Genomic DNA, 17,017 nt, shown 5'->3' on the forward strand with positions numbered 1-17,017 from the left:
TCTTTTCACTAGTTATTAGAAATCATCTAATGACTAGTGAAACACTTATCTAAATTAAAAGTCAAACCTTAAAAAACAATCGTTTTTTTAGATTAAATAAAAAAATCAACAAATTAACAACATTATTGAACAATTAAGGATGAAAAATTATTTAAGTTTCCATTGTAATAATTAGAAACAATTGAAAAAAACAATCCAAAACAAATGAATATAGAAATGACAATGATTATCCTTTGCATAAATTTTTACACTGTTAGGCGTGTCCCATGTCTTTTATTAAATCACGGAAGAAGCTCGTTTCTTCTGCAATTGCATCTTCACTCTCAGTAATTGCAGTACCAGCGATTGCACAAGATCAGGCAGTTCAGCTTCCAACAATTCATGCGCATGCTGCTCAAGAAGAATCTTTAAAAGTAGATCAGTCTGCAAATGCAAAATTTGTAGCACCACTGAAAGACACGCCGAAGTCAGTTTCAATTCTGTCGCAAAAATTAATTAAAGATACAAACTCAAATACCTTACTTGAAGCACTTCGTTATGAACCAGGTATTACTTTAGGTGCTGGTGAAGGTGGTACACCATTTACAGATATGCCTTATATTCGCGGTTATAGCGGCCAATCTTCTATTTATGTAGACGGCGTACGTAACACCACCTCTCAAAGCCGCGATATGTTTGCAATTGAACAAGTTGAAGTCATTAAAGGCTCTTCTTCTACCCTTGGTGGTGGCGGTAGTGTGGGTGGTAGTATCAACCTCGTACCTAAAGTGGCACATCAAGGTGATGTCTATCAAGGCAGTATTCAAGGTGGGACCGATAACTATCGCCATATCCAACTTGATGCAAATAAAGATTTTGGCAATGGCGTTGCAGGCCGTGTCGTAGTGATGGGACATGAAAATGAAAAGCCTGGTCAACACAACGGTGCAGAATTTGCTCGTGCGGGTCTCGCATCAAGCCTTGCTTTTGGCTTAGATACAGCAACACGTGGCACATTGAGTTATTACTACCTACGTAGCAATGACGAACCAGATGCAGGAATTCCTTTCAACAACCCAACCCGCGCTCCTGCTGGTGTGACGCTTAACCCAGGTGATGGCCGTCCAGTGAGTGTCAAAGCTGGAACTTACTATGGTTGGAAAGATCGTGATTTTGACAAACGTGAAAATCATATTGGTACATTTAAGTTAGAGCATGATTTCAATGAAAATCTAACCTTGTCAAACGTGGCAACTTACAACAAGTCGAAGTCTGACTATGTGTATACCAATGCGGATGATTCGAATGGAAATATTTACCGTGGTACGGTTGCTCGTCGTGCTTTAAGCCGTATTTTAGATACTGACGCATATAGTGACCAACTTTCTTTAAGAGGTAAGTTCAACACAGGTGCATTCAAACATTCATTTAATCTGGGTACTGAGTGGAGCTATCAAAATACTGATCAAGGTATGCATACGTTTACCAATGCTGCAGGTCAAACCACATCAACCATTTTGGCATCTAATGTTAGTGGTTGTAATTCAACTGCAGCAATCGCAAATGGTTGGTGTACCAGTTTAAATAACCCTGGTAATGGTGTGTTTACCGACACAATGGGCAGTATCAAAGGGCAATCAACTACACGTAGCCGTACAGCTTCTGTTTATGCCTTAGATAGCATCGAATTTAATCCACAGTGGTTACTTAACTTAGGTGTCCGTTGGGATAAATTTGAAACAGAGAAGAAATACAATAAAGACGTATATGGTGCAACTGGTGGAGCTTATAACTCAACCATTACAATTCCTAAAGGAACGAAATACGAAAGTGATTCAGACTTCTTCACTTACCAAGCTGGTTTAGTATTTAAGCCAACTGAATCAGGTAGCATCTATGCAAGTTATGCAACCTCAGCAAACCCAGTGGGTGTTTTAGCTGAAGGCGATAGCAGCGATAACGCTCTAGGTACTACAGATATTGTAAATAACCTTAAGCCTGAAGAAGCACGTACTTTTGAAATCGGAACCAAATGGGATTTGTTTAATGACCGTGCAAATTTAACGGCTGCAATTTTCCGTACTGAAAAGCAAAATACACGTATTCAAATTGATCCTACGACTACAACCAATGCTGGTGAAAGTAAAGTGGATGGCTTTGAAGTCAGCTTAAACGGCAAAGTTACTAACAAATGGGATATCTCTGCAGGCTATAGCTACTTAGACAGTGAAATTACTAAAGCGGCTTATAATGCAGTTGCTCAAGAAGGTAAACCATTACCATTTGTCGCCAAAAACAGCGCAACATTATGGTCAACTTATCGCGTATTACCGAACTTGACTCTAGGTGCTGGCGCAGAATATCGTGATCAAGTTTTTGTAAACACCACTGCACCAAAATATTTACCAACTTATACCATCTATAATGCGATGGCAAAATATGATGTAAATAAGAACGTGAATGTTCAGCTAAATGTAAATAACATTGGTGATAAACGTTACTTCACCAGCGCACATGCAGCACATTATGCCTTTGAAGGTAATGGACGTAATGCAGTCTTAGCGATTAACTTTAAATACTAAGCCAAAATCCATAAAATATTTATGGAATTAAACTCAGTTCGTATAAAATAGCCTCGACATGAGGCTATTTTTACATATGAAGCAAATACTCAAAAGGTGTTCACAGTGATTCATCATATTCCCAATGTATTAACGAAAGAACAAGTTGCAGAGTTCCGTCGCTTGATGGCAGATGCAGATTGGGTGGGTGGAAAAGTCACCGCAGGTACACTCTCTGCTTCCGTGAAAAAAAATCAGCAGTTATCTGAGCAAGATCCACTCACTCACGCGCTCAGTGATATCGTGATCAAAGCAATTTGGCAAAACCCACTTTTTCAAGCAGCAGCGCTTCCTCATAAAATCATTCCTCCCCTATTTAATCGTTATGATGAATCTGAAAGCTTTGGCTTCCATGTCGACAACTCGATTCGCCTGATTCGTGGCACATCTGAGCAAATCCGCACTGATTTATCATGCACCTTATTCTTAAGCGAACCAGAAGAATATGAAGGTGGTGAACTGGTCATTGAAGACACTTATGGCTACCATGAGATTAAACTCCCTGCTGGTGATGTGGTGCTTTACCCATCAACCAGTTTGCATGAAGTCAGCAGTATTAGCATGGGAACCCGTTTTGCCTCATTTTTTTGGGTACAAAGCTTAATTCGGGATGACAGTAAACGCCACCTATTATTTACTTTAGATGAAAGTATTCGTGAATTACGGAAAACCCATGGCGATGCTTATCCAGAAGTGATGAAACTCACCAACATTTACCATAACCTGATTCGGATGTGGTCTGAACTCTAAATCACACACTTTTCAAAGCTTAGAGATAAAAACAACTTTTTTATCTCTAATTGATAAAATTACGGAAATTTTTCCCCATTAAAATTTAAATAGTGCAAAAAACAGGGAAATATTTCCCATTCATTCAAATTAAAATGTTTTATAGACCTTTGCAGTCGTCTGTATTTTCGCCTAGACTGAATATCGTTAGATGATTAATATAACTGCAAAATTAAATACCCCATATGAATGGTAGATGATGAAAACAAATCGCGGCTTTACCCACCCGTCTCATATAACACATCTCGCTGCACTTCTCCTGATGCTGCGCCTCGCGCGCGTATAAATTTTTTCGCCTACATTTTTAGGCGCTCGATCCCCGAATTCGCTTTAAATTAATTCTTATAGACACCATATATATCTGTAGCACGTTGCTTTTATTTGACTCAGCAACCATGCTACGACAAGGAGTTTTCTCATGATGTTGGCTGACCCAAGCAAAAAATACCGCCGTATGTACCAGCGAGTGGATTTACCAGATCGTCAATGGCCGAATAATGAAATCAATCAAGCACCGATTTGGATGAGTACCGACCTTCGTGATGGGAACCAAGCGATTTTTGAACCGATGGATATGGATCAAAAATTAAAAATGTTCCACATGTTGGTTAAAATCGGCTTTAAGCACATCGAAATTGGCTTTCCATCAGCTTCTCAAATTGACTTTGATTTTACTCGTAAATTGATTGAAGAAAATTTGATTCCCGACGATGTCTATATCGAAGTGTTGGTGCAAGCACGTGATCATTTGATTGAACGTACCTTCGAAGCGTTGGTTGATGCAAAGCGTGCCATTGTGCATATCTATAATTCAAACTCTCCAACCTTCCGCCAGAAAGTCTTAAACGTCGATGCCAATGGTTCAAAGCAACTTGCCATTAATGCAGCAACAAAAGTCAAAGAATATGCAGCGCAGTACCCTGCTACAGACTGGATTTTCCAGTACAGCCCAGAATGTTTCTCTGCAACTGAATTAGAAGTTGCCAAAGATGTCTGTGATGCTGTGACTGAAATCTGGGAAGCGTCACCAACCAATAAAGTCATCTTGAACTTGCCTGCAACAGTTGAAGTGTCTACACCGAATGTCTATGCCGATCAAATCGAATGGATGCACCGTAACTTGGCGCGTCGTGATGGCGTGATTATCTCAGTTCACTGTCACAACGACCGTGGTTGTGGTATCGCAGCCTCTGAATTGGCAATTATGGCGGGTGCTGACCGTGTTGAAGGTTGTGTATTTGGTAATGGTGAACGTACAGGTAATGTGGACGTTGCTGCGATTGCCTTGAACATGTACACCCAAGGTGTTGCACCAAACTTAGACTTTTCAAATATCAATGAAATCATTGCAACAGTTGAAGAATGTACCGGTTTACCTGTGCATCCTCGTCATCCATATGCAGGTGATTTAGTCTTTACCGCATTCTCTGGTTCACACCAAGATGCGATTAAAAAAGGCTTCGAATTCCAGAAAAATGAAGAAATCTGGGATATGCCATATTTACCAATCGATCCGAAAGACTTGGGTCGTGACTACGATGCAGTAATTCGCGTGAATAGCCAATCAGGTAAAGGCGGTATCGCCTACTTATTGGAATCGAATTATAACGTTGCCTTACCACGTCGTGTGCAAATCGAATTCAGTCAGATCGTACAACAACATACCGATGAAAATGGTACAGAAATCAGTGCACATGAAATCTGGACATTATTTGAAAATACCTATGTGGATGTGAAGAACAGCCATTATCAAACCAAACATTATCAATTGTCAGATATCAATGGTACACAAATCATTGAATTAGACGTTGAAATTGACGGTGAAATTCAACGTCTCCGCGGAGAAGGAAATGGCCCGATCTCAGCTATGTTGAATGCCTTACAGTTACCAATTGATGTGGTGAACTATGAAGAGCGCAGTATCAGTTCAGGTGCCAATGCCAAAGCACTTGCCTTGATTGAGCTTCAAGTGAAAGGCACAGGTAAGAGCGCATTTGGTGCGGGTGTACATGACAACATCGTGACTTCATCAATCGAAGCCATTATTGCATGTACCAATCGTTTAATTGAACAAGGTGTATTAACCACCGATCAAGTGGCTGCTGCAGCTGTTTAGATAGGTGAAATATCACATAATCGTCAGTAAAGCTGAGTTGTAATATCAGAAAAAATGACTTTTGAAAGGATACCTGAATTGGTATCCTTTTATTATTAATGATTTATTATAGGGCGAATCATTCCAGTGTCTTTTCCATCGGATTCAGTGGGTTTAGTCACACCACAAAATTTTCAGTTTGAACAACCTTTAGAACTTGAATGTGGCCGCGTATTGCCACGTTTCGATTTAATGGTTGAAACCTATGGAACCCTCAATGCAGATCAATCCAATGCCATTCTGATTTGCCATGCGCTGTCAGGACATCACCATGCTGCAGGCTATCATCATGAAGATGATAAGAAGGCAGGCTGGTGGGACAGTTGTATTGGCCCTGGAAAAGCGATTGATACCAATCACTTCTTTGTTGTTTCCTTAAATAATATCGGTGGATGCAGTGGTTCAACTGGTCCCACCTCACCAAATCCTGAAAATGAAAATCGCCCTTACGGTCCTGACTTCCCATTAGTCACAGTGCGTGACTGGGTCAAAACTCAAGCAATGCTGTCTGACCGTTTAGGCGTTAAAGTTTGGTATTCTGTGATTGGCGGCTCTCTGGGCGGTATGCAAGCTCTACAATGGTCTTTGGATTATCCAGACCGATTACAAAAATGCGCCATCATCGCTAGTGCACCCAAATTATCAGCCCAAAATATTGCCTTTAACGAAGTTGCACGCCAATCGATTCTATCTGATCCTGATTTCCATCATGGTCGCTATCTGGAAAATGACAGTTATCCAAAACGTGGTTTGATTTTAGCGCGTATGGTGGGTCATATTACCTACTTGTCAGAAGAAGCCATGAAACAGAAATTTGGTCGCGATTTAAAATCGGGCAAATTTATGTATGGTTTTGATGTCGAATTCCAAGTAGAAAGCTATTTGCGTTACCAAGGCGAACAATTTAGCCGCAATTTCGATGCAAATACTTACTTGATTATGACCAAGGCCTTGGATTATTTTGACCCTTCGCGTGAATACGAACATTCTTTGACGAAGGCAATGAGTCAACCGAAGTGCCAATTTTTGGTGATTTCATTTACTACAGACTGGCGCTTTAGTCCAAGCCGTTCTCAAGAACTGGTGGATGCTTTGATTGATAATCATAAGCCTGTCAGCTACTTAGATATTGATGCTGAACAAGGTCATGACTCATTCTTATTTCCTATTCCACTGTATGTAAAAACGCTACGCGCATTTTTAGGTGGAGAACAACAGTTGCAATCGACATCGCAGGAGCAGCACTAATGCGTATAGATCAACGACTCGCCGAAAAATGGATTAACCCGAACTCTAGCGTGCTAGACTTAGGCTGTGGTGATGGTGAATTGCTGGCTCATATGAGCAAACAGCACAATATTCGTGCCTATGGTCTAGAAATTGATCAAGAAAAGATTGCAATTGCCATCAGTCGGGGGTTAAATATTATCCAACAGGACTTAAACCTCGGTTTAAGCCGTTTTGCCGACCAGTCTTTTGACTCTGTGGTTATGGCACAAGCTTTGCAAGCTGTAGATGCACCAGATGTATTACTTCGTGATATGGTGCGTGTCGGCAAACAGGCCATTATTACTTTTCCAAATTTTGCATATTGGAAGACACGTTCTTTTCTTGCATTGAAAGGGAAAATGCCTGTTTCGGAAGCTTTACCGTATATGTGGTATAACACCCCGAATATTCATTTATGTACTTTCCGTGACTTTGAAGCCTTATGTGCTGAGAATCGGATTAAAATTATTAATCGACTTGCCGTTAATGGTGACCAACAAGGTAGTGTGCTCAGTAAGCATATGCCGAACCTATTTGGTGAAGTCGCAATTTATCGAGTGAGCGCTCTATGAAAAAGACATTAATCAGCACATTTTTATTTGGTCTGATCAGTATACAAGCGCACGCTGACTATGTTGCTCAACCTCAATCGGTTGCAACACAGGCAGCGCGATATTCAGTGATGGGTATCAACGAACTACAAAGCGCAGCAAAATCTGGTCAAGCTGGGGCACAGTTTTACTTAGCAACCCGTTACCAGTTTGGTAAAGACGTTGCTAAAGATGAAAAACAAGCATTTTCTTTATTCAAAGCAGCAGCAGATCAAGGTTTATCTGCAGCACAATTGAATGTTGGTCGTATGTATGCCGATGGTATTGGTGTAAAGAAAGACGATGCTTTAGCGCGTAAATATTTCGAGAAAGCAGCAAGCAATGGTGACAACCGTGCCAGCTTCAATCTTGCGATGATGGAAGAGCAGAAGAAAAACTTTGTTGGCGCTTACCAATGGTATGAGCTTTCAACCCGTGACGGTATGCTAGATACCAAAGTGATCAGTCTTTCTGAAGGTAAGAAAACTGCGTTGGCTGCAAACTTGACTCAAGATCAGATTCGTACTGCACGTGACCGTGCTGATAAATGGATTCAAGCGCAATAATCTTGCTTAGAGCTATTGAGTAATAAAAAACTGACTATCACAAGTCGGTTTTTTATTGGTTTTATTCTCAATTGATTTAAATGTAGTCTAATTTCTACTTTTACAAAAAGAACTTAAACTGCTATTTATATTAAATTCTTCATTCTTTAGCACTCATGCCCCAGATATTTGCTGAACTCACCCAAGATCAGCCCCATCGTCCGATCTTGGAATATGCACTCCAGTATGTTGACGAGACTCTCCCTCGTGTTGTGATCGATTGTGGATGCGGTGCGGGCAATGAGGCTGCCTTCTTACTCAAACATGATTATCAGGTTCACGCCTTTGATCCATCCGAAGCATCACAACAGGTGTGTCAGCATCGATTTAAAAATCATCCTAAATTCTTTTTCTCAAATCATATTTTTGAAGACTATCCATTTCCTTCAGCCAGCATTATCGTTGCTCTATTCAGTCTGTTCTTTTGTGCCCCCAGCCAAATTGATCATGTACTCGCAAAGATGAAACATGCCTTGCCCCAAGGCGGAATTTTATTAATACAACTTTTAGGTCAAGATGACCCTTGGTTATTACAACAGCCTCAGACTATGCAAGGATTTGATCGCAAGCAAATTGAACAACTGTTCATTGATGATTATGAAATTTTAATGAATGAAGAAACTGGAACAGAACATCCAAATGCTCACGGAAAAATGAAATTCTGGAATTTCCATACACTGATCTTGAAAAAAATTTAGCATGAAATTTTCTTTTACAGTTACGCCCTATTCAGATGGAATTTATGCAGGTCTTAACATGCAAATCATTCCTTATGATTTGCAACGAAATCCAAATTGTGATCATTCAATTGTCATTGATGAAATCGCATTTTCTTTAGTCGAGCACTTATTTTTAGGGAGTGAAAACCCTTGGTCACATTGGGGAAATACGTATCTTGATGCAGAAGAAATAGCACAAATTATTGCAAAACTTAATACCTATAAAATTTACTTAGAAGCTAAAAAATATTTACGCTATAACGATAATGTTCATCTTTTATTTAAACAAGAAACTAAACTTTTTAAGAAAAAATATCCGAGATACAAAACAGATGTGATCAAAATGATGGATGATCTTATACGCTTCTTAACCAATCGATTAGAACAAGATGTTGATGGTTTCACTATTATTGGCGTTTAATCATAAAGACATACAACCGACTTAGACCACCAAATCTAGTACAATTCATTTTATTTAAAATATTGAGATTTTCAGCATGTCTACTCAATCATGGCTCAACCAAGGCAGTCTTGTCCTTGCAAGTAATAACAAAGGCAAAGTGATGGAATTTGAACATCTCTTTCAACAACTTAATCTTCCTGTCGAGATCATTCCTCAAGGTAAACTCGATATTGAAGATGCGATTGAAGACGGTCTCAGCTTTGTTGAAAATGCCATTATCAAAGCACGCCATGCGTCTAAGCTTTCAGGTAAACCTGCACTCGCAGATGACTCTGGACTGTGTGTACCCATTTTAGGCGGTGCACCTGGGATTTACTCGGCGCGCTATGCAGGTGAGCATGGTAATGATGCTGCCAATAATCAAAAATTACTGACTGATCTTGCGCCTTTGCGTAAAGACGGCGAAGCCATTGAAGGCATGTTTGTCTGCGTATTGGCGTTGGTCACGCATGCAGAAGATCCACTCCCACAAATTTTCCAAGGCATCTGGAAAGGTGAGATTTTAGAAGCAGCACGTGGTGAAAACGGTTTTGGTTATGATCCTTTATTCTGGCTGCCTGAACTCAATGTTTCGAGTGCTGAACTGAGCAAAGTTGAGAAAAATAAGATCAGCCATCGTGGTCAAGCCATGCAGCTGTTTAAAGCCAGTTTGGTTTAACCAATCAAAGTGCCCTCCTAGATGAGGGCACTTTTTATATGCAGCAATAGACCATAGAGCACAATCACCACGCAGCTCACGATGGTTCCCGCCGCAATATAGCGGGCTGAAACACCTGTACCTTGATAATGCGTTTCCAACGCGACAATATTGGCGGCAGGAGGTAAACAAAATAAGAAAAACAGAACAGGGAGCAATAATTCAATCTGCGGAATCGCAATAAAATAATAGGTCAACGTACAGATCATGACGCCAGACAAGAGCTTGAACATTAAGGTTCGCGTACTCAGCCACAAATCAGCCATATGTACACGGGTATGTCTCAGCCACATTCCCAAAATACACATGCCCGCAAAGCTCATCCCAAATTTGGCAATATCATACAGCCCTTCTACAACCCCATTACCCTGCAAATGATGAGCCCCCAATAACCATAGAATCAAGGCTGCAAACAAGGCCAAGACCGGTGGTGACTTGAGAACTTTATGCAGTGTTGCAACGTAATTAGTCTGCCCTTCTGAAACCGCAGCAACTGCCCAAATATTGCCAAACAGTGACCCCCCGATATATAGCGCGATCATAGCCCCACTGACCTGCTCTCCAAATAAGGCGATGGCAAATGGAAAGCCTAACCAACCAATATTGCTATAACTCATACAGAGCGCTTGTAGGCGATCCTTTGAGAAGTGGAAAAAACCATAAAATAAAATAATCGATGTAATAAAACTAAATCCCATCAATGCAAAGCTACCTGCCTGATAAAACACCATGTTGTAGATGATCACCACAGGAATAAATAAGCGTGCCAATAATGAAGATAAGATTTTCTTCGCCTGTTCCGCGACTTTGAATTGAGCAAGCAACAGCCCGAAAATAAAGGCACTGATGGGGAGAATAAAGGTCATGTCGATCTGTTTTTATCATGTCTTGATATGCTGCATATGCTAGCACTATTTACCATTGGGTAAATGCGCTGTCTTAAAACTGCAATATAAGTGTCACATCTTTGTCATGCCAAGCTGTTGAGATATATCCAAAGTTTTATAGGAATAGAATGATGGCTGGTTTATCAATTTGGCATGTACTGATTTTTGCAATTGTGGTGATTCTACTGTTCGGTACATCGAAGCTAAAAAACCTGGGTAAAGATGTTGGCGGTGCAGTCAAAGACTTCAAAAAATCAATGAAAGAAGAAGAAGCTGCGACACCTTTAAATGAACCTCGTACCATTGATGCTCAAGTTAAAAATACTGAAAGCTCAGTAAAAAGCTAAGCGAGCACGATTATGCTGAATTTGGGAATGACCGAGATCTTTTGCTTTGCCGTGATTGCATTGCTGGTGCTCGGTCCTGATAAATTACCAGAAGCTGCACGATTCGTAGCGAAATGGTATGGAAAAATTAAAAAGTTTATCAACAACATTCAGAACGAAATTGATCGAGAATTACGCCTTTCTGAGTTCCGCGAAGAAATGCAAAAAGAAATTGATAAAATCACTGAACTTGAACGCAGGATGCAACAACAGTTAGACGCGCTTAAAAATACACAAACGTCTTCTGAAGTTGAAGAAGCAAAAACTGAGACTAAAGCCCCAATCATCTATACGCTTTTTTCTCAGCAAACGACCATTCCTTTCAGTCTTGAATATCAAAAGCAGTTACCTTTCAAACCTGAGCCGAAGCTACCGACTCAACAGTTTGATACAGAATTAAAGATTGCCGTATGAGCCAATTACCATCGACTTCAGTCACTACTGATGAACCCTTACAGCAAATGCCTGTGATGCAGCATTTGATTGTGCTGCGCCAATATCTATTTAAGATTGTTGGGGTAACGATTTTTCTTTTCTTCTGCTTATTGCCTTTTAGAAATACCACCTATCAATGGCTGTCTGAGCCATTAAGACAACAGCTGCCTGCAACCTCGACCATGATTGCAACCGATGTCACTGCAACATTTATGGCACCGTTTAAGCTGAATTTATTTGTCGCGTTTATGCTGGCAATGCCCTATATCATTTATCAGATTTGGTCATTCATCAAACCAGCACTTTATGAAAAAGAACGTCATTTAGCCATTCCCCTCTTATTAGGCAGTATTGTGCTGTTCTATTTAGGGGTGGCATTTGCTTATTTCATTACCTTACCTGCGATTCTACATTTCTTTATTAGTGTTTCCCCAGAAACAGTTGCACCAATGACAGACATCAACAGCTATCTAAGCTTCTGTCTAAAATTATTCTTGGTGTTCGGTTTTACCTTTGAAATCCCAATTATTACTTTAGTTTTGATTTTAATTGGCGTGGTCAGCACCCAAACGCTGATCGAAAAGCGTCGCTTCATCGTAGTCGGGTGTTTCTTTGTCGCGATGTTTGTGACGCCACCCGATGCCTTATCGATGATCATGCTGGCAGTTCCGATGTGGATGTTATTTGAGCTCGGCCTGCTATTTGGAAAAATACTAGAAAAAAGAAAAGCATCTGCTTAACTTGAATACTTGACAAATCTCCGAAATCCATCGGGGATTTTTTTATTACAACCCTATATTTATTAATTAGTTATAAAATCAAATTTGTCTTTAAACTGCCTTCAAACTGTCAGAAAACTGTCATCTCCGCTACATAGAATCTATCAGGATTTATTTATCATATATTACAGATACGGATTTACTATGACAGCCAATACCAATCAGCCAAGTCGTCGTGATATTTTAAAATGGTTCGCGGGTGTTCCGTTTTTACCACTGGGGGCAATGGGCACAGCAGCAGCTTTAACGGGTTGTAATGATGACAACGATAATAACGTTGTTACACCACCAGCAAAACTGGTTAAATTTAAAAATGCCAAATTTACGCCAATGGCGGCACCCACCACCACGGCAGAAATGGCAATAACTTCTGTTAAATCAAGTTTAACAGTGACTTGGGAAGACAATACCAGCACTGAATATAAATTAGGTTATCAAGAATTTTTCCGCACAGGTATGGAAGTTGACAATCTCAACGGCGGCAAAATTATCGCAGGTAGCTATTACGACATTAATAACAAAGCGATCAGAGATACATCTGTTGCAGGTCAAGAACGTCAATTCTTCTCTGACTGTCCAGATGGCTCTTCAATGATTCATCTCAAAGATGCAAAAGTTGACGGTGTCAACAACCCTGTCTTCCATGTGGTTCAGTTCGAATACACCACACAAAACTTAGCCAAACAAAGTATGTATGGTCAGTTACCCTCTCCTATTGCCGTACTCACTTTAGACCAAGATCAAAAAACCGGACATCTTGCATTGAAAAAATACTTCAATGTCGACATGTCTAAAGTTCATGGCCTATGGATTACTTGTGGTGCCAGTCTTTCTCCTTGGAATACACACCTTTCAAGTGAAGAATATGAACCAGATGCTTTTGATCAAATCGGTAGTACCTTAGCCACATTAAGAGCCTACAGTAAAAATCTATATGGCAATGAAAATACAGCCAATGCCTATAACTATGGTCATTTACCAGAAATCATTCTGGATGGTAAAGGTCGTGGAACTGCAGTTAAGCACTACTGTTTAGGCCGTATTTCACATGAGCTAATTCAAGTCATGCCAGACAACCGTACCGTGATCATGGGTGATGACTATACCAACGGCGGCTTCTTTATGTTTGTTGCAGATAAGGAAAAAGATTTATCTGCAGGAACGCTATATGTTGCAAAGTACACTGCTGAGCTGAATGAAACCTCTACAGCGCCAATTAAATGGATCAAACTGGGTCATACCGACAGTAAAACCATTGAAGACTTGGTCAATGTTCGCGGCATTAAAGCTGAAAACATTATGGAGAGCTTAACCACGGCACCTGCAGACTTAACGGGTTATACGCAGATTGTATTGGATAAGAAAACACTCTGGATCAAGTTAAAAGAAGCCAATAATGGTTTCAGCAAAGCAGAAATCGAATTAGCTGCTGCCTTCCTCGAAACGCACCGTTATGCAGCCCTCAAAGGCGGTAGTATGGCATTCACCAAGATGGAAGGAACTACCGTTAATATTAAGGATAAGGTTGCTTATTCTGCACTTGCCAATATTCAAGACTCGATGATCGAAGGTAAATCAGGTTGGGTTGCTGCACACAATGTTAAATTCAAGAGCACATTGAAAGCTGGTGGTGTACTTGCGCATGACTTGAAAGGCAGTCAAGTTGACCACTTAAACAATGTAATCAATAGTGAGTGGACGCCTTACCAAAGCCATATGGTTCTTATGGGCAAAGATATTCCAGCAGACAACTTGGGCAATACGGCTGATCCAAATAACATTGCCAGCCCAGACAACTTAAAATTCTCTGAAACTTTACGTACTTTGTTCATTGGTGAAGATAGTGGTAACCATACCAATAACTTCCTTTGGGCTTATAACGTTGAGACCAAGTCTTTAGACCGAATTCTGTCTACACCAGCAGGTGCAGAGTCGACTGGTCTACATGCAGTTGATTCGGTCAATGGCTGGACCTATATCATGAGCAACTTCCAACATGCGGGTGATAGCTCAAGCCTTCCTGCTGAATTAAAAGCAAAAGTATTAGCCAACTACAATGGTGGTTATAGTGCAAGTGTCGGCTATATCACCGCTGATCCAGTTGCACCATCAATTGAGAAAAAAGCTTAAATCTCAGCGCTATTAAAAAAACAAATGCCGACATCATGTCGGCATTTGCTTGTCTAAATCAATCACAATCCAACCATTCAGCTAGTGCTCGTGCTTATATAAAATAATAGAAAAGTGGGATCATTTTATTCAAAGATTGAAATGGCAGCGGCCACAGAGCAGATCTATTTCTCTGATAAAAAAGCCCCTTTAAATAAGGAGCTCAATTCAGCCAATCCAGCTTTAGCAATTAATCACCAAAGTCTGAATAATCTTTGCTGGTAAATTTACTGTAGCTTTTCCAAGGTTCTGCAATATTGACCTGTTGGATATTGGCTTTCAGAATGTCATAGCGCAAACCATCTAGACTGCGCACTTCAACCCGTTTGGCAATGTTATTGCGATTATCCCATTCAATATTCATTTTATTTTTCTTATTCTGGCTTTCATACCAAGTGCTGTTGCTGTCTTTTTTCTTGACGGTCATTCCCTTTAGACTTTTAGGGTCAATCAAAAAATAGACACAGTTCCAACAGTTGCTGAGTCCTAACATATCGACATCCGCATCTTGCAAATGGACGACAGTTTTATCTTCCATCAGCACCAAATTGAGTTTGGGTTGTTTTTTCTGATCAATAAAATAATGCTGGGCTGCTTCAGCTAAATCTAAATGTTTATGCCCACCCTTTTCATGTCCATGTTGGTGATGTTTAGGCAGTACGCGTTCAATCCAAATATTTTGAGTATTACGATACATGCGTTCCTGAAACACACTGGTACGTGTCACTCCATCATTGCCAATGGTTTGGGTCTCACGGGTAATATTGGCACTTAATATTGGGGCTGCATGCAAAGACGTCATTCCCACGCTCAGTAATACCGCACTCATCACTAGACGCATGTTATTTCCTACATAAAAAAACCTCAGTCATAGTGACTGAGGTTGTTTGCAATATGATGAAAATCTTCAATAAAGTGTTTATTTAAAACCAAAGGCTTCTTTTAACTTGCTGAATACCCATGCATTTTCACGTGTACCTTTAAATACTTGTGAACCCGCGCCTTCTGCAAATAACAGTACATCACCACCCCCATGGGTTTCGGAACCAGGATTGCCGAGTTTTACACCAACTTCTTGCAAGTAATCATCTGCAGCTGCGTCATTGTCAGTAATGTCGATGCGCGATGTTGGACGCGGGCCACCACCATTACCAAATACCAAGGTGGTTGAGGTTTTACCATTGACATCCAGATTCGGTGCATGCTTCTTGCCGTCAGCCAATACACGCGTACGGGCGTCTGTTGCTTTAGCTTCTTGATAGCTATAGCTCAAACCCAAAATACCCGGGTTGGTAGTCGTCGTTTTTCCAGTACGCGCGGTATAGCCATTAAAGGTCATGGTATGGTCGTGGTCGGCAGTAACAACGATTAAAGTATTCTTTAACTCAGGATCGGTTTTCTTGATTTTATCCAATGCCGTCTTAATCGCATTATCAAAAGCAATAGTGTCTTGCAATGCGCGTTTGGCATTGGTGCCGTGTAAAGCATGGTCAATACGTCCACCTTCCACCATCAAGAAAAAGCCTTTGCCCGCAGTATCTTGTGCTTGTAGCAGGTCAATTGATTTCGCAGTCATTTCCGCCAAACTAGGTTGGTTTGGCGCTGTTCTCGCGCGATCCAAATCATATTCCAGATGTGAAGTGGCAGAGTAAAGACCGATGTATTTTTTATTCAATGGTGCTGCATCCATCTCTGCTTTGGTCGCACCAACCGTGTAGTTTTTGGCTTTTAATTCATTCAGTAGGTTACGCCCATCAATACGCCCCTTCTTATTATCCGCCGCATTATAAGGGGTGAAATGATTGCGCCCGCCACCCATCAATACATCAACGCCATCTAACAGTTTAGTGTTATAACCTACTCCGCCAGGAATGATCTGACGTGCAATCTCAAACTGTGCATTACGATTACACACATGGGCAAAGGTTGCTGCAGGCGTTGCATGGGTCAATTCTGTGGTGGTAATCGCACCCACTTTTTTACCATTGGCTTTGGCCAATTCTAGAATTGTTTCTGCAGGGCTGCCCGCAGCCACACTCGAACCTGGGGTTGGACAATTATTGATGGCATTAGATACTTTAGTACCATCTGGTGCTGTACCCGCACTTGGTTCAACCGCGATCGTCCCAGGTGTCATCCCAATCACTTCATTACGGGTTTTCTTACCCGTCATATAAGCCGCCATTGATGGTGCGCTATCGGTGGTTTGACCATCTTCTGAATAGGTCTTGATGCGTACAGTACGACGCAAGGTGTCCATGGTTAATTTGCCAGATTCACCATAGCCATAAATACGGCTTGCGGTCACTGTGGTTGGGCCCATGCCATCACCCAAGAAAAAAATGATATTCTTGGCTTCGCCCGCAGCTTGTGCACCAGTGCTTGCAGCAACTAATGCAACAGTTAAAGCAGATGCTTTCATACCAAACTGACCTAATTTAAATTGTTTTAACATCATCGTTCTCCAGTCTGTT

General features: G+C 40.8%; 16 protein-coding genes. 13 read left to right on the forward strand and 3 right to left on the reverse strand.

What is annotated here, in order from left to right:
* The first annotated feature begins 266 nt into the window (after positions 1–266).
* From F902_RS03300 to rdgB, 9 genes are all read left to right on the forward strand, one after another.
* Positions 267–2,561: a TonB-dependent receptor gene (locus tag F902_RS03300; RefSeq protein ID WP_005201112.1), complete on the forward strand. Its 2,295-nt coding sequence runs from the start codon at positions 267–269 to the stop codon at positions 2,559–2,561.
* Positions 2,562–2,666: 105 nt separating this feature from the next.
* Entirely contained in the window at positions 2,667–3,350 is a 684-nt protein-coding gene (locus F902_RS03305) for a Fe2+-dependent dioxygenase (RefSeq protein ID WP_005201113.1), read from the forward strand.
* A gap of 457 nt (positions 3,351–3,807) precedes the next feature.
* Positions 3,808–5,505, forward strand: a complete 1,698-nt coding sequence (leuA, locus tag F902_RS03310; RefSeq protein WP_004804214.1) for a 2-isopropylmalate synthase — start codon at positions 3,808–3,810, stop codon at positions 5,503–5,505.
* Positions 5,506–5,631: 126 nt separating this feature from the next.
* The gene (gene metX, locus F902_RS03315; RefSeq protein WP_005201115.1) at positions 5,632–6,792 is read left to right on the forward strand and encodes a homoserine O-succinyltransferase MetX; all 1,161 of its coding nucleotides are present in this window, start codon (positions 5,632–5,634) and stop codon (positions 6,790–6,792) included.
* Entirely contained in the window at positions 6,792–7,385 is a 594-nt protein-coding gene (gene metW / locus F902_RS03320; protein WP_004804210.1) for a methionine biosynthesis protein MetW, read from the forward strand. Before metX ends, metW begins: the two co-directional genes overlap by 1 nt.
* Positions 7,382–7,969 (forward strand): tetratricopeptide repeat protein, encoded by a 588-nt coding sequence (locus tag F902_RS03325; RefSeq protein WP_004804208.1) that lies wholly within the window; start codon positions 7,382–7,384, stop codon positions 7,967–7,969. The genes metW and F902_RS03325 overlap by 4 nt, the downstream gene beginning before the upstream one ends.
* A gap of 155 nt (positions 7,970–8,124) precedes the next feature.
* Positions 8,125–8,706, forward strand: coding sequence for a class I SAM-dependent methyltransferase (locus F902_RS03330; protein WP_005201117.1), 582 nt, complete (start codon positions 8,125–8,127; stop codon positions 8,704–8,706).
* Between the two features lies 1 nt (position 8,707).
* Positions 8,708–9,148, forward strand: a complete 441-nt coding sequence (locus F902_RS03335; protein ID WP_017402427.1) for a hypothetical protein — start codon at positions 8,708–8,710, stop codon at positions 9,146–9,148.
* A 76-nt stretch (positions 9,149–9,224) separates the two neighbouring features.
* Entirely contained in the window at positions 9,225–9,848 is a 624-nt protein-coding gene (rdgB, locus tag F902_RS03340; protein WP_005201121.1) for an RdgB/HAM1 family non-canonical purine NTP pyrophosphatase, read from the forward strand.
* Positions 9,849–9,865: 17 nt separating this feature from the next.
* Here the strand turns inward: rdgB and F902_RS03345 are convergent, their stop codons facing one another.
* Entirely contained in the window at positions 9,866–10,753 is an 888-nt protein-coding gene (locus F902_RS03345) for an AEC family transporter (RefSeq protein WP_005201124.1), read from the reverse strand.
* 152 nt (positions 10,754–10,905) lie between these two features.
* Here F902_RS03345 and tatA point away from each other — a divergent pair, with 152 nt between their 5' ends.
* The 4 genes from tatA (at position 10,906) to F902_RS03365 (ending at position 14,504) form a co-directional block, all read left to right on the forward strand.
* Positions 10,906–11,121 (forward strand): Sec-independent protein translocase subunit TatA, encoded by a 216-nt coding sequence (gene tatA / locus F902_RS03350; RefSeq protein WP_004678519.1) that lies wholly within the window; start codon positions 10,906–10,908, stop codon positions 11,119–11,121.
* Between the two features lie 12 nt (positions 11,122–11,133).
* Positions 11,134–11,574, forward strand: coding sequence for a Sec-independent protein translocase protein TatB (gene tatB, locus F902_RS03355; RefSeq protein WP_005201127.1), 441 nt, complete (start codon positions 11,134–11,136; stop codon positions 11,572–11,574).
* Positions 11,571–12,335: a twin-arginine translocase subunit TatC gene (gene tatC, locus F902_RS03360; protein WP_004804196.1), complete on the forward strand. Its 765-nt coding sequence runs from the start codon at positions 11,571–11,573 to the stop codon at positions 12,333–12,335. Before tatB ends, tatC begins: the two co-directional genes overlap by 4 nt.
* A 183-nt stretch (positions 12,336–12,518) precedes the next feature.
* Positions 12,519–14,504: a PhoX family protein gene (locus tag F902_RS03365; protein WP_005201129.1), complete on the forward strand. Its 1,986-nt coding sequence runs from the start codon at positions 12,519–12,521 to the stop codon at positions 14,502–14,504.
* Positions 14,505–14,733: 229 nt separating this feature from the next.
* On the opposite strand, the gene F902_RS03370 is transcribed toward F902_RS03365, so the two are convergent.
* Together F902_RS03370 and F902_RS03375 are read right to left on the reverse strand one after the other, a co-directional pair.
* Positions 14,734–15,384 carry a hypothetical protein gene (locus F902_RS03370; RefSeq protein WP_005201132.1) on the reverse strand — a complete coding sequence of 217 codons (651 nt, stop codon included), beginning with the start codon at positions 15,382–15,384 and terminating at the stop codon, positions 14,734–14,736.
* A 78-nt stretch (positions 15,385–15,462) separates the two neighbouring features.
* Positions 15,463–16,998, reverse strand: a complete 1,536-nt coding sequence (locus F902_RS03375) for an alkaline phosphatase (RefSeq protein WP_005201133.1) — start codon at positions 16,996–16,998, stop codon at positions 15,463–15,465.
* Positions 16,999–17,017 lie beyond the last annotated feature (19 nt).

It is taken from the genome of Acinetobacter higginsii, from assembly GCF_000369525.1.
GTDB classification, from domain to species: Bacteria; Pseudomonadota; Gammaproteobacteria; order Pseudomonadales; family Moraxellaceae; genus Acinetobacter; species Acinetobacter higginsii.

Excerpts from the sequence above, each read along its gene's own strand:
- F902_RS03300 (WP_005201112.1), top strand. The coding sequence starts at position 267 with ATGTCTTTTATTAAATCACGGAAGAAGCTCGTTTCTTCTGCAATTGCA.
- leuA (WP_004804214.1), top strand. The coding sequence starts at position 3,808 with ATGATGTTGGCTGACCCAAGCAAAAAATACCGCCGTATGTACCAGCGA.
- metW (WP_004804210.1), top strand. The coding sequence starts at position 6,792 with ATGCGTATAGATCAACGACTCGCCGAAAAATGGATTAACCCGAACTCT.
- F902_RS03325 (WP_004804208.1), top strand. The coding sequence starts at position 7,382 with ATGAAAAAGACATTAATCAGCACATTTTTATTTGGTCTGATCAGTATA.
- F902_RS03330 (WP_005201117.1), top strand. The coding sequence starts at position 8,125 with ATGCCCCAGATATTTGCTGAACTCACCCAAGATCAGCCCCATCGTCCG.
- F902_RS03335 (WP_017402427.1), top strand. The coding sequence starts at position 8,708 with ATGAAATTTTCTTTTACAGTTACGCCCTATTCAGATGGAATTTATGCA.
- rdgB (WP_005201121.1), top strand. The coding sequence starts at position 9,225 with ATGTCTACTCAATCATGGCTCAACCAAGGCAGTCTTGTCCTTGCAAGT.
- F902_RS03345 (WP_005201124.1), bottom strand. The coding sequence starts at position 10,753 with ATGACCTTTATTCTCCCCATCAGTGCCTTTATTTTCGGGCTGTTGCTT.
- tatA (WP_004678519.1), top strand. The coding sequence starts at position 10,906 with ATGGCTGGTTTATCAATTTGGCATGTACTGATTTTTGCAATTGTGGTG.
- tatB (WP_005201127.1), top strand. The coding sequence starts at position 11,134 with ATGCTGAATTTGGGAATGACCGAGATCTTTTGCTTTGCCGTGATTGCA.
- tatC (WP_004804196.1), top strand. The coding sequence starts at position 11,571 with ATGAGCCAATTACCATCGACTTCAGTCACTACTGATGAACCCTTACAG.
- F902_RS03365 (WP_005201129.1), top strand. The coding sequence starts at position 12,519 with ATGACAGCCAATACCAATCAGCCAAGTCGTCGTGATATTTTAAAATGG.
- F902_RS03370 (WP_005201132.1), bottom strand. The coding sequence starts at position 15,384 with ATGCGTCTAGTGATGAGTGCGGTATTACTGAGCGTGGGAATGACGTCT.
- F902_RS03375 (WP_005201133.1), bottom strand. The coding sequence starts at position 16,998 with ATGTTAAAACAATTTAAATTAGGTCAGTTTGGTATGAAAGCATCTGCT.